At 33.8% G+C, this 13,914-nt stretch carries 9 protein-coding genes; 1 reads left to right on the top strand and 8 read right to left on the bottom strand.

Going from position 1 to position 13,914, the window contains the following annotated elements:
* The first annotated feature begins 98 nt into the window (after positions 1–98).
* A complete protein-coding gene (locus HM992_RS06115; RefSeq protein ID WP_179319063.1) occupies positions 99–545 on the top strand; it encodes a hypothetical protein in 447 nt (148 codons plus the stop codon).
* A gap of 67 nt (positions 546–612) precedes the next feature.
* Here the strand turns inward: HM992_RS06115 and HM992_RS06110 are convergent, their stop codons facing one another.
* The 8 genes from HM992_RS06110 to HM992_RS06075 form a co-directional block, all read right to left on the bottom strand.
* On the bottom strand, positions 613–1,620 hold the full coding sequence (locus HM992_RS06110) for a LacI family DNA-binding transcriptional regulator (RefSeq protein WP_178985899.1): 1,008 nt from the start codon (positions 1,618–1,620) through the stop codon (positions 613–615).
* 220 nt (positions 1,621–1,840) lie between these two features.
* On the bottom strand, positions 1,841–3,430 hold the full coding sequence (locus HM992_RS06105) for a T9SS type A sorting domain-containing protein (protein WP_178985900.1): 1,590 nt from the start codon (positions 3,428–3,430) through the stop codon (positions 1,841–1,843).
* A gap of 565 nt (positions 3,431–3,995) precedes the next feature.
* The gene (locus tag HM992_RS06100; protein ID WP_179319062.1) at positions 3,996–4,883 is read right to left on the bottom strand and encodes a glycoside hydrolase family 17 protein; all 888 of its coding nucleotides are present in this window, start codon (positions 4,881–4,883) and stop codon (positions 3,996–3,998) included.
* A gap of 13 nt (positions 4,884–4,896) precedes the next feature.
* Positions 4,897–6,315, bottom strand: a complete 1,419-nt coding sequence (locus HM992_RS06095; RefSeq protein WP_178985902.1) for an MFS transporter — start codon at positions 6,313–6,315, stop codon at positions 4,897–4,899.
* A gap of 2 nt (positions 6,316–6,317) precedes the next feature.
* Complete coding sequence (locus HM992_RS06090) at positions 6,318–7,826, bottom strand: glycoside hydrolase family 30 protein (RefSeq protein ID WP_179319061.1); 1,509 nt, start codon at positions 7,824–7,826, stop codon at positions 6,318–6,320.
* A gap of 136 nt (positions 7,827–7,962) precedes the next feature.
* Positions 7,963–9,018 carry a glycoside hydrolase family 2 TIM barrel-domain containing protein gene (locus tag HM992_RS06085; RefSeq protein WP_179319060.1) on the bottom strand — a complete coding sequence of 352 codons (1,056 nt, stop codon included), beginning with the start codon at positions 9,016–9,018 and terminating at the stop codon, positions 7,963–7,965.
* A gap of 3 nt (positions 9,019–9,021) precedes the next feature.
* Positions 9,022–10,314 carry a glycosyl hydrolase family 17 protein gene (locus HM992_RS06080; RefSeq protein ID WP_179319059.1) on the bottom strand — a complete coding sequence of 431 codons (1,293 nt, stop codon included), beginning with the start codon at positions 10,312–10,314 and terminating at the stop codon, positions 9,022–9,024.
* A gap of 14 nt (positions 10,315–10,328) precedes the next feature.
* A complete protein-coding gene (locus HM992_RS06075; RefSeq protein ID WP_179319058.1) occupies positions 10,329–13,790 on the bottom strand; it encodes a hypothetical protein in 3,462 nt (1,153 codons plus the stop codon).
* Positions 13,791–13,914: the final 124 nt, after the last annotated feature.

The raw sequence follows: 13,914 nt of genomic DNA, 5'->3' as shown, positions 1-13,914 counted from the left end.
ATAATGATGTACGTTGAATAAACTAATAAAAGATGTTAAAAATTAACTAAAATCACTATTTTCGTACATTAACATAAATTAACACTAAAACCAATAAAATGAAAAAAGTTGTATTAAGTTTAGCACTAGTTGCTGTATTAGGATTATCATTTACATCTTGTAGAGAAACAGCTGACAAAGCTGGTGATGCAATGGAAGACGCTACTGACGCTACAGGAGATGCTTTAGAAGACGCTGGGGATGCAATTGAAGACACTGTTGACGACGCTGGTGAGGCAATAGAAGATACTATTGATGACGCAGGTGATGCCATGGAAGATACTATGGACGATGCAGGTGAAGCAATGGATGATGCAAAAACTGCTACTGGTGATGCCGTTGATAGCGCTAAAGAAGGAGCTAACGACATGGCTAATGATGTAAAAGATGCTGCTAATAATGCAGTTGAAGGCGCAAAAAAAGCTGGTACTGACGCAGTAGATTCAGCTAAAAAAGCGGGTAACGATGCTGCAACTAAAGCGGCCGATAAAGTTAAAGGTTTGTAATAACTTTCTCTTAAAAATAAAAAAAGCTTGATTTACATCAAGCTTTTTTTATGCCTTATTGTTAAAATTAAGTGTTAGATGATTCACTTAATTTTAATTCGCTAGGCACAATAATAGTTTGCGATTTTAACGTGTCGTCTTTAATATTATCAATTAATAATTTTGTTGACATTTCACCTATGGTATGTGCTTTCTGGTGGATAATTGAGATTTTTGGACTCGATAATATTTGAGTATGCTCGTAACCAAAACCGACTACAGATAAATCTTTAGGAATTTCTTTACCTAATCTTTTAGCCATATTAATCGCTACAATTCCTGTAACATGGTCTATAGAAAGTATAGCATCAATGGATTTATTAGCTTTTAAATAATCATATATTTTCTTTTCAACATCGCGATCAACAGCATTATCTAGCTTTAAAATATTCGGTTTTAATTTATGATCTTCTAATGCTTTCGTAAAGCCACTAATTCTAAGTTGACCAACACTAAGCTCTTCAATATTACTTACCAAAAGAATATTTTTACGTTTCTCAGCTACTATTAAATGTTCGGTAGCCTCATAAACAGATTGAAAATCATCTACAATCACTTTATTACATTCAATATCATCAACTACTCTATCGAACATTAAAACAGGTAATTTACTTTTAATGGCTGACTTTATATGATCCGTTTGTTCCTTAACTTGGCTCTCTCTTGCTACTGCAATAATAAACCCATCAACGCTGCCATTAGCCAAAAGATCTAAACTGCGTTTTTCTTTATGCAACGTTTCATTTGACAAGCACACAATAATGTCATAATCATTGTTAGTTGCTGTTTTTTCAATGCCGTGTAGTACTTCTGCAAAAAACGGATTGGTTACTGTTGGTAGAATAACACCAATAATCTTAGTTTTATTGGTTTTTAGTTGTTGCGCAATTCTATTGGGTTTATAATTTAGCTTCGTAGCCAACTCCTTTACCCTTACCCTAGTATTTTCACTAATTTCATGACTATCATTTAAAGCTTTTGAAACCGTTGAAACTGAAATATTTAAAAGTGCAGCTAATTCTTTGAGTGTCGTCATTTTATTTTATTTATTCAAAAGTGAAAGAAACGATAGCCCCTTCACAAGCCGATTATTGTGTTAATTAATTACCGCAATTGTATTACAATATTTAACGTGTGTATTTTAATACGGATTAATGTACTACTAAATTAAAACATCATAAAGTTATTTTATAGAAAAAGCGTGTTTAAATATTATAAACACGCTTTTTACTAAAATTGATCTATTGCTATTAATCTCATTCTTTAATAAGCTTCACGCTTTTAGAACCTTTAAGACCTTCAACTCTTGCGAAATAAACGCCAGATTTTAATGAAGAGGAATCAATTCTTGCTTCAGTCGCATTAGGTTTTAAAACGCTAACTCGTTTTCCTAAAATATCATATACTGTAATTGAACTTATTGTAGTATTACTCTCAATATTCCAATTATTATTAGTTGGGTTAGGGAAAACCTTAAACGTAGGTGTTTCGAAATTTTCTGTACCTAATGTACAATCATCTCCAACTTCATAAGTGAAATACTTAGTTACTGCTTGGCCACCTGCGAAGGCAAATTTACATGCATAGCTAACTTCCTCACCAATAGTTAAATCACTTATCGTTACTGCAAAAGTTTTATCACCAAGACTAGTCATAGGAAATTCAGTGAAAGGAGATTGTCTCCATAAGTAAGCAACTACACCTGCTTTATTATCAAGCAATTGGAATGTAAATTCTACATCAGTACCTGTAGTAACAAAAGAATAGTTATAACCTTCTGTAAATTCACCTTGTTGCGCCTCATCAGTTTGACCTGCACAATCTGTATTAATAATTGGTTCTGGCTCTGGCTCTTCTGCATCCGCACCAGGTGCCAAAATATCATCAAATAAATATGTTCCAACAACATCTGCAGAATTTCCTAAACCTGAATCTACAAATAGCACTAATTTACTATAAGAAGATAATCCTGAACCAAAATCTAACTCAATATCATGCCAATCCGTTCCTGTTGTAGAAAATTGTAATTCTTGAGTTCCACCTGAAGTTGGTAGCTCAAGCTTAAAAAGATGATCATTTACTTCACCTGGAGCTGCAGTAGTAGATCTTACTCTAAATCTCATTGTATTATTATCGTCATCAGAAAGATCAATAGGAGTAACTAAAGTTGCTTGTGCATGATCCCAATCTCCACCAGAACCAATAACCTGTAAAACACTATTAGTAGCATCATCTGGATCTTCAACAATACTTACTGTAGTATCACCACCAATCATCATATCATTGAAATCATCACTAAAATCTACTGGTAAACTAAATTCAGGAAGTATAGTTGTATGAGATGCACCTGCGATGTCATCAATTAAATATGTTCCTACTGCCACATTACCAGCCCCAAAATCAGTGAAAATAACCATCTTTGGATAACTTCCAAGACCAGCAGGGAAATCTAACGAAATGTCTTTCCACTGATCATCTTCTGTTGTAAATACTAATTCGGTATTTGGTCCTGTTCCATTTTCAAACTTCAATGCATGTGTATGGACACCATCATTAGCTGTATTCTTAATTCTAAATGTAATTGTGTTGTTACTGTCATCAGATAAATCTAGATTATTAGCAAAAATAACCTGTGCATTATCCCAATCGTTACCACTCCCTGTTATTGAAAGCACATCATTAGTTACATCGTCCGGGTCAACAGCGTTAGCAATAATAACCTCAGGGACATCACCTATAATTCCATGTAGAGTTGGAACACCACCATCGGTAAAGGTAAACGGTAATTCTTGAGCGAATCCTAAGGAGACGGTCAATAACATAAACAAAAAAGTAATTTTTTTCATAATAAATTATATTAGTTAATTAATTAGTTTAGACAATATTCAAGAGTCCTTAGTAGCCTTTTTCTCAAAAGAAACCAAAACACCTAAATACTGATTGCATCAAATCTAAATTGAATTATTATAGATTCCTAAAAAATACACAGTACAAAAAGCATACATCGTAATAAAAACACACTTATACTGAGAGTTTCATAATTAACACAAGGGTTTACAAGCCTTATTTAAACAACCTACAAACCAATGTGTTATGTAAAAATCTAGTCTTGTATAGGTAATGTTGTGGTGCTTAAAATGCTTGTTGTGTCTATTACAATCAGTATTAAGCATATTGGCTTAATTCTATAATGTTTATAGTAATAAAAATTGAATAAATTTTGATCTAAAAATGGTAATAGACCAAAGTAGATCATCATAAAAACCTATTTACCACTTTGGAAAAACTCATTAGACATATAAGAGAAAAACTATCTAAGGGTTTGTTTATAATTTAAAAAGCCACATTGAAAGATACAACATGACTTTATCCGCGATAAATTATAACTTATGCCAAGAGGCATTATTTTATCTAAAATTTTAGTTTTTCGTTTTTATCCCAAATACCCCAAAAAGATCCTACATCTCCTTCAGCACCAACTTTCCATGTTTCATCAAAAGAAGAAAAATAGAACATCTCAATATCTTCTTCTTTTGACCATTGTTGTGAATTGATAAAATACTTAATCGCATTTTCATCAGAAGGGAAAGCTCCTTCTAGATGAGTACCTTTGTTTGGCCAACCTGTTTCTGTAATAATTACTTTTTTTCCGTTAGCCGCTTTCAATGCTCTATTGTACATGTCTTTCATGTATAATAATGAATAGTCTTGATCACAACCTTCCCAAAACGGATAACAATTCGCCAAAATAACATCACAAGCCTCTGTAATATTAGGACGATCTGCAAACTCGTAGTAAGCATCTACATATCCAACTGGCACGTCGTTTGTAATAGATTTCTTAACATTGTTGAGATGCTCTAACAAATCATCTTCAGTTAAATCTCCACGATACATAACTTCATTACCAACAGCTGCAATATCAACATAACCTTGATTTGCCAATTCTAGAAGTCCTGCAATTTCCTTTTCATTAATATCTTTGTCGGCACCCAACCATGCCCCAACAAGTGTTTTAAGCCCGTATTCTTTAGCAATTTTAGGTATTAACTCATTACCTTCAGTACAAGAAAATGAACGGATCCACTTGGTATAAGGTTTTATAATTTCAATACGCCTTCTAATTTGAGATTCAGATAATTGATCACCTGGTTCTTGCCCATCCATATAAGGACTAAAACAAAGACCATGTAAGCCTTTAGACAACACGTCTCTATAGATAAATCTTAATCCTTCTAAATCTTTATCAGCATAATCAATAGATGCTAATGCTAAAAACTTCTCTCCTCTTAAAGACATAATTAATACTGAGTTACTTAATTATTTCAGTTTTGCGTTTATCTAATTCGGCTCTAATTTCATTAGCTCGATCTTCTGTCAAATCATAATTACGCATGATATACATAGCTAAAAGCGTTCCGGCTATTGGCAGTCCAGAAAAGAATAACCGTAATCCTGTAATGGCTCCTTCTGGTTGCACTTCGAGAACAGAATCGAATCCAATGATTGTTAAAATTGCACCGCTTAATCCACCTGCAATTCCGAAACCGAATTTTACCATCCACCAATAAATGGCTCCAAAAACACCCTCTCTACGTTTACCAGTATGTAACTCATCAAGATCAATAACATCTGCAGTCATAGACATCATTAATGTAAACAAACCACCAATTCCAAAAGAGAAAAAAGGCAAAGCAAACAAAAACATATAAGGTTTTCCTGGTATAAATAAGAACCATAACATAATATAGCCAACCACAGAAATCCCTTGTGAAACCATAAATGCCCGTTTCTTCCCTAAGATTTTTGACATTTTAGCAACAATTGGAATCACTAAAAACGTGGTAACAAGAGCACCAATACTTCCAAATAGTGTTGGCCAAATACCAGCAGCAGCAGCATCTCCATTAAACAAATAATAAACGATTATAAAAAATGTAAAACTGGCCACTGTATTAAACGCATTAAAGACGAAAAATGTAGCAAAGCATAGCTTTTTAAAAGGTACGGATTTGAAGGCCTCAACGAAATTATTTCCAATTTCTTTTAAACTACCTCCAATATTCTTTAGTGTCAGCGGTGAATAATCTTCATTAACTGTGGAACGACTTTTAATAAAAATAGCTGGAACCATAGCACAAATTGCAAATATAATTCCGACCCAAATAGCCAATTCTCTTACCGCCACATCTGCAGATGGATACCATTCTGGATCATACATAATCACCCAAAACCAAGGTGCTATAACCCAAGCCCACTGCCCAATCCATTGAGAAACTGCCATAATACTTGTACGCTCATGAAAATCATCACTCATTTCATAACCCATAGCCACATAAGGCACACTAAAAATGGTTAAGCCTAAATAAAACACAAACGACGTTAGTAAAAAATACCAAAAGTTATAATCAAGTGAATTCTCTCGGAATAATTGCCACATAATAACAAAAGCGACACCCATAATTACAGCTCCGATAAAAACATATTGTTTTCGTCTTCCCCAGCGCGATTTTGTATTATCTGAAATATACCCCATAATAGGGTCTGTAATGGCATCAAAAATACGTGGAGCCAATGATACTACTCCCCACATCCAACCTGGAAAACCTAAATCTTTAACTAAAACCACAATGAATATACCAATAACAGCGGGAAACATCTGATTCGCTAGCATACCTAATCCAAAAGCGATTTTCTGGCCTAATGGAACTTTATTGGCTGTGGTAGACATAATTATTTAGTTTTAGTTGGGATTATTATCGTTTGAATAGCTTGTGGATTAATTTTTACTTTTACCGTTTCTTCACCTAGCATTAAACTAAAATCCTTTGCGGTTTTACCCTCATTAAATATCACAACAGCAATAGTTCCGTCAGGGTTTTTAGCTGCAGCAACCATTAAGTCTTTATCTGCATTATCAACTCCAATAACCTCAGCTCCTGGTCTAATGTATTTACTAAAATGTGCCATGGTGTAATACAATGGTGTAAAGTAAACTTCGTCAGCATCTGGATCTACAATAACTGGTGCCACACACCAATTCTCAAACCAGTTTGGACCACCTTGTCGGTCCAAAACCATGTTCCAATCTACCCAACCATCGACCCAATTGTTTAGACAACCAATGATATCTCTTGCGTAACGGTTTACTGGTGCGTATTTTGGGTGTAAATGTTTATCTTCTGGAGATGCCCAATCCCAACCCCAATCTGTTGCTTCTTTTTTCCAATACCAAGCATCGTCTTGCCACATCGGAATTTCAGAATCTACACAACCTTCAGTTTCAATAAGATATTTATCTGGGGCTTTGTTATGCGCGTATTGCAATTCTTCTGGCAAATAGTCATATGTACTCTCGTACCAATGCACAGCTAAGCCTGCAAAATATTTTGAAGAGGCTTCGTCTTTATACATTTCATCTACCCATTCTTTAATCCCTTCTCTATTTTGATCATATCCTAAAATATTTACATTACCAAAGCCATCAGCTTCTAACTTTGGACCTAAATGGTTTTGAACGAAGTCGGTTTCTTCTTCTGGAGAAAAGTGCATACTTTCCCAATTATTCCCATTTCCATGTGGCTCATTAACGGGTGTTAAACCCCAAACATCTATACCTTCAGCTTTATAAGCTTCTAAGTATTTAGAAAAGTAGAGTGCAAACGCATCGTAATATTTTGGTAATAACTTTCCACCAACATACTCCTTGTTATCTTTCATCCACGGTGGAGAGGTCCAAGGTGACGCTATAATATTAAAGCCATCCGTTGAAACAGCCTGAGCTTCTTTAATCATTGGAATTAAATCATCACGATCTTCTTCTATGTTGAAACTTTTCATTTCCATATCATCTACAACAGGTGCATAGGTATAATTGTTTAATGAAAAATCACATGATGCAATATGTGTTCTTGTTAATGAGTAACGTGCCCCTTCATCAGCAAAATAAGCTTGAAGAATAGTATCGCGATTCTTTTTACTCAACTTGTTTAATAAGTAAGCCGAAGATTCTGTAAACGAACCACCAAATCCTGTTATGGTTTGAAACTTTTGTTCTGGTAATAATTTTATCACTGCAGACGAATCTACTTTAGAAAACTCCGTTATTCTAGTCAGTTTATGTCCACTTTCTGAAGTTTCATAAATCTCAACCTCTAAACTTTTACTTTCTTTTTTTTCGGAAGTACAACTCATTACAGTAAGAATTAAGAGCGGCAATATGCTATATCTTGATTTTTTCATATCTTGATTTTGCTTTAGTTAATTGTTTTTTTTAAAATTTTAGAGCGTTCTTAAATAACACCCCTAAAGTCCCCTCGAGGAGACAATGTTCATGAATAAACAAATTTTATGGATTGAGTGATAATATTCAAACAATCTACTTTTCCGTTTTATTTACATTAATATAAATGTCTTTTACAACATCAAATACTTTTTTCTTGTTCCTATCAATATCAACGATACCCCAAAATTCTTCATTTGGACTACCATCAAAAGGAACACCTGTGCTATTTGGTGCTGTTCCACCTGTGTCTTGCACTTCGTTATTCCCTGCTTTCCACCAACCATCTGTAAATTGAAATAAGGTAACACCAGAACAAATATCTTGGCCATTAAAGGTCGCTTTCAAAATAATAGCTGTAGCATCTGCTTGTGCTAATTCATTAATTCCTTGCTTATAACCATCCTTGGCAATTTGCATATAACTATCGGCTCCTGTTTCTGCTAAATACATCGGTTTTGTACTGACTTCTTTCCATTCTTTAAAAATGGTCTCTGGTCTTACAGAACGGTACACATTCATTCCCCAAACATCAATATTTGGACTCATAGATAATGCTAGTTCTTTTGGTAAATCACCATGTGCTGTGGCTACAGGATGCGATGGGTCATTTTGATGAATTAAACCAGCTGCGTCATTCATGGCTTTGTACCAATTCTTAATATCTCCACCAAACCATTCGGGATGGTAATTGTATTCATTACCTAATTCCCACATTAAAATGGCGTTGTGGTTTTTGAATTTATTGACATACTCTATAAATGAACCTGAGAAAATATCATTTTTACCTCCTTGCTTGTAACCAAATCCGATAATTACTTTTAGTCCTGCTTCGTTGATTTCATCAAGCACACTTTGGTCTTCTATTGGTGCATAAACTCTAATGGTATTAATGCCTGCTTCCACCATTAATTCTAAATCCTGAGCTAAGGTTCCGAAATCTCTTTTAGTTGATTTTCCTTTTGGAACTGGATGATAACAGATGCCTTTTATAAGATAAGACTCATCATTAACCAATAATTGTCGTCCAGAAACTGAGACGATATCACTAGTAGAAACGACTTCAGAAACTGATACGTCTTCTTTTTTTGTTTCATTTTTACATGATACAAGAGCAATTAAAACAACGATTAAGAATAAAATGTTTTTCATTATCTAATCTTTTGGATACTCTGTATTTGGCACTAAAACATCCTCCATTAATTCTTCAAGGTTGCCATTGTAAGTTTTCGTTAATGGATTTCCGTCTCTCGTTAAATCTTCAAAAACACCTTCATCGACCATATTCCATAATGGGTATTTTGCTTCTCCTTTTAGATTTATTAATCCGAAGTGATTTTCTGATCCCAAAGGATTTTGTCCATCTTTCCATTGTTCATCAAAAGCTTCAAAATAGAAACATGAAATTTTTTCCTTGTTGGTCCATTCTCGTAGGTGCTTGTAATACAATCCTTGCTTGTATTCATCTGTGGCTCTAGAACCTTTTTTTCCGTAATGACCGTTAGATACTGATGCCCAGCCGGTTTCTCCAATATGAATTGGTTTGTTGACTCCAATACTCGACATATAACTTGACACACTATCGTACTGTCTTTTAGCAAAATCTAAAGCACGTAACATAGCTGCGTCAACCTTTTCCTTATCCGATAAATGTTCTTCGTTTTCTGGAACTTTCCAAAAGTCAGAATTGTAATGTGATTGGTGATATGGATAAGTATGCATCGAAATATAATCTACGGCATGCGCTATTTTTTCCAAATCCTCAGTATGGTAACTTGGATCGCCTCCTCCCCAAGAAGAGAAATCATCTGAACTTGTAATCCATAAATCTTCTGATAGTTCACCAGCCTTCTTTAAATCTTGAAGATGATTTACCCATTTTAAAATAATCCAAGGTTCTACATAATAACTTGTAGCCCATTTTACCATAGCCTCATTTCCAACAGCTAGAATTTTTACAATATCTGGGTATTGTTTTGCTAATTCAACAGCTGTATTTACTTCAACAGGATTTCTTTCGCTTTCTGCATTATGATTTGGTTCGCCATGCTCCCAAGTGAAAGCATTTTGACAATCGATCCAAATTCCTAACATCATATACATTTCGAAATCTGTATCTTCTTTTTTTAATTCTGTTATGGCTTTAAGCACGTTTTCAGCATGAGCAAAATGAACATTATATGTTCTTATAACTTTCACTCCCATAGCACTTAGGATTTTCATATCCTCTTTTAGCTCCGGAATTGTAGGTTGAACTTCTCTCTGCTTTTCTCTGTAGCCTCCGTAAGAAATTGCCAAATACTCTGGATCCCCTAAAATGTCTTTTGCGCTCAAAATTGCTTTTTCTTTTACGGGTTTTACGTTACTTTCTTCCTTTTTAGCATCCTTACATGAAATAACAAGTAACATTGCAAAAACATATACCCCTAATTTTAAAATATCTTTCATGTTGCCTTGTTATATTACTTCTTTACAGACACTATAATTTGATTGACTTCGCCTGTACGATTGAAAATTTTATTACTTGTATATGTATCAAGTTTTAAATCCTCAAATGTTACGGTAGAGCCATCATTGAATATAACTTCAACCTTATTATCGTCTTTCAGTTTATAAATAATTGGCACTTGACAATAGGTAAAACAAAGTGATCCTTTATCAAGTGCTATCGTATTTTGTTCTTTATTGATGTTTGTATAATGGAAATCTTTTGAATCACTTAAAAACTCTTCAGTTCTTAATAATCTTGGATTAAAAAAGAGTTTCCCTTCGTCTACAAAAACACCCAACTCCCCAAAACGACATAACACATCTTCTTTAACCTGACCTGTCATACCTGGTTGTTGCGCTCCTTTTCCACCTGGTGTGTGCGAATAGGGATCCGTTGGGAAAGCACCATATAATTCTGGTGATTTATGAGCTCCAATCCCTTCATTAATTTCGTAATAATGCTCTAATAATCTACCGATAGTTTCTTCACTCTCATTGTTATTTACAGCGACTAAACAGTTTTCTTGAACTGCTAATAACAATTTAGAAACCATGTGCCAATAAATAGACCCTAAACCTTCGTAACCATAGAAGGTACCTGAACGACCAGTAAATGATTTGTGATCGAACATTTCTTCAAAAATGTTTAATAAGAGTGGTTTTTCAGCTTTAATTAAGGCATCATATTTTCCTTCTGGTAATTCTTGTAATGCCGCTTTTAAACTCTTTGCATTATTAAAATTACCATTAAAATGATATTGTCCTGTACCATCTTTTTCAATAATCTGTGTATTCTTATCAGCAATCAACTGCTTCAATAATTGAGACTTCTCCACGGACTGCGCAGGAATATTGTTCTTATCTACAAAACGCGATAACTGCTTATTCGGATATAAAATATAACTGTATTGATCTGCTCTAAACAGCGCACTTGCTTTTAACGCATCCAATAAGGTTAAAGCTTCTTTTGGCTCTAAATAACCAGAACTTAAAACAGCTACCTGACCTTCTAACATTTCTGGTAAGTACGAAATTGAAACTTCAGTATCATTTTTAACCGTCATTAAGTTGTAAGCGTGATATAAATTATCTGCACGCTTATTAGCTTTAATGGTATGGTCTAGATACTGTTTTAATACTTTGAAAAATTCTAATAAATCAGATTTTGAAATTGCTGCTTTATCACTTGTAAATCCTGATTCATAGATTTTTAATCTGTAATCACTTCCTGCAGAACCTAAGCCATCTAAAATGGTTTTCCGCTCTTTATCAGTAACTTTTCCAGATAATACTTTTGCATTATCGTTTAATGTTGAAACTACATCTTCGAAGAAGGTTTTCAATTCTACTGATAAATTGTATTCTGTTTCTGAACTATTTTTTACAATACCTTCAAAGAAATTGATGAATCGACTTAAGTAATACAAGGTAACCATCGATACTCCGTTACCCACTAAGGCATTGTTGGCATCGTTCCACTCTGGTCGTTGTGTGTTTAACCAAATACCACCTTCTGGAATAAAATTAGATACTTTAGCTAAAACGGTTGCTAATAATTTTTCGATTAAATTGACTTTATGGATGAAGTAATTTTCATCTCGTAATAAAGCACCATCCGCACCTAATCTTTCTTTAACGAGGTTAATTTTGTCGTGTAACTCGTGATCAAAATCGATAGTATCTTTAGGGTTATTTAAGGTGTCTTGATAACTCTTAATCTTGTATGGTACGTTGGCATATACAAACACATCTTGTGTAAAACTGTCCGCTAATTTATTAGGATAATGTTTCTCTATAAACTCTAAAAACTTAAGCAAGTAAATAATTTGATGGTCTCCCCAATACCCGATGTAAGACCAAGGATCATCAGGCTCAATAGCTTCCCAATCAAATCCGTCTTTTGTAACACGGTAAGGGTTGTAACCTTCAAAAGTGGTCGCGTTAAAGAACTTATGAATCATCCCTTCCATAAAGGCAGGATAGGAATGTGCAAGCGTTTCCCAGTTTTGAAAAATATCTCGCCAGTTCCCTTCGTAATCTAATATTTTAGAGCCATCAACTTCACTACGTGTGTTAATAGAAAACTTGTTCCAAGGCCTACTTGGATCTCCATGTCTTCTACTAAATTTTAACGGTAAATATTCGTAACACAATCTTTTAAAATTGCTGTCATCATCTTTATCGGCAATGTCTTTAATATAATCAACCTTGAAAAGGTCTGGTAAATTATTTAAAATATCTCCTTTACTTTTTGAAACCTTTACATTGGCCTTAGCCATATATTTAAGAAAATCGTCTTTTTCTATTTGATAATCATCATCAAAAATTCCACCTCTCATAATATTGAAAAGCGTATTGGCAAAATGCCTCGTATTTCTTAATTGGTCATCTCCTAATTGAATGCCATCTGAAGCACCAACAAGTTGTAAAAGGTTTTTTGTACCAGCATCTATATCCTCTTGAATAAGTGCTTCAAGATTACTATTGCTTTTTATTTTTTCTGAAATAGTGTTAATCGCACTAATTGTTTGGTTAACTTCTGCAACAAACATCCAGCTGCTTTCTGCATTTGGTTCTAAGCTTAAATCCTTCGAAATAAAATAGGCTCCTTTTTCTGCTCTAATATCTTTTTCTTGAGAAATAGCTTTGCCTTCTCTAAAATTATTTAATTGTAAAGAGGATATTAAATGTGTTGGCTTATCTAATCCTGAAAACCAAACCGTATTCGCTTTTAAAGCCTCACTTGGTTCTGCTTTATCTACAATAATGGCGCTTAAAGCAAAAATACCAATACCTGAATCTGTTTCTAGTTCACATTTTTTATAAGCATCAATTAAATTACTCGTCGCATTTTGAAAAACGGATGTTAAACCATAAGGCAAAATATTTTGAATTCCATCTAGAATGGTTACGGCAACATTTTCGTTTGAATTATTTATAATATTCGCTTTTCTAACAAACCCAAATTGGTCACTAGTATTCCATTCGTATCTAAACGTTAATTGTAAATCTTTGTTTGTTTCTTCAAAAAGCAACTTATTACCATAACTATTTTTATATAAATTTCTCTTGGTATCGTAAACACCTTGGTATCGGTTTGAAAACGGTTCCCATAAAAAGGTCTTTCCCTCTTTATGAACTTGAATTATCGTTTTACTACCCGTGGTCTCTAGAGATTCCGTTATTTTATCATCTGTATAATACGGAAACAAGGCATTGTTGGCATCTTTTCTACCTGCTGTTAAGGCTCCATTACTGGAAATAAACATCCAGTGATTAGAATTACTAACAAGACTCATAAAAAACGGTCTCATTTTATCACTGTTAGAGATTTTGTAATAATCTTCATTATGAAGTGATACAAGTTCTCCTTTTACTTCAAAATGATCATTCGAAGCAATATTATTTCCTATGTAAATGGGGTTCTTTGTCATGGGTAATTTTATAAACTAATCGTATATTTTTTTAATCAAATACGAAACACTAATACTAACTAAAATTAATTCTAATACACTTGTAAAAATGGTTTGCTAATAAATTTTTAAAAGGCCGAACTAT

This window comes from Winogradskyella helgolandensis, from assembly GCF_013404085.1.
GTDB classification, from domain to species: domain Bacteria; phylum Bacteroidota; class Bacteroidia; order Flavobacteriales; family Flavobacteriaceae; genus Winogradskyella; species Winogradskyella helgolandensis.
This window is presented reverse-complemented; position numbering and strand designations above follow the sequence as displayed.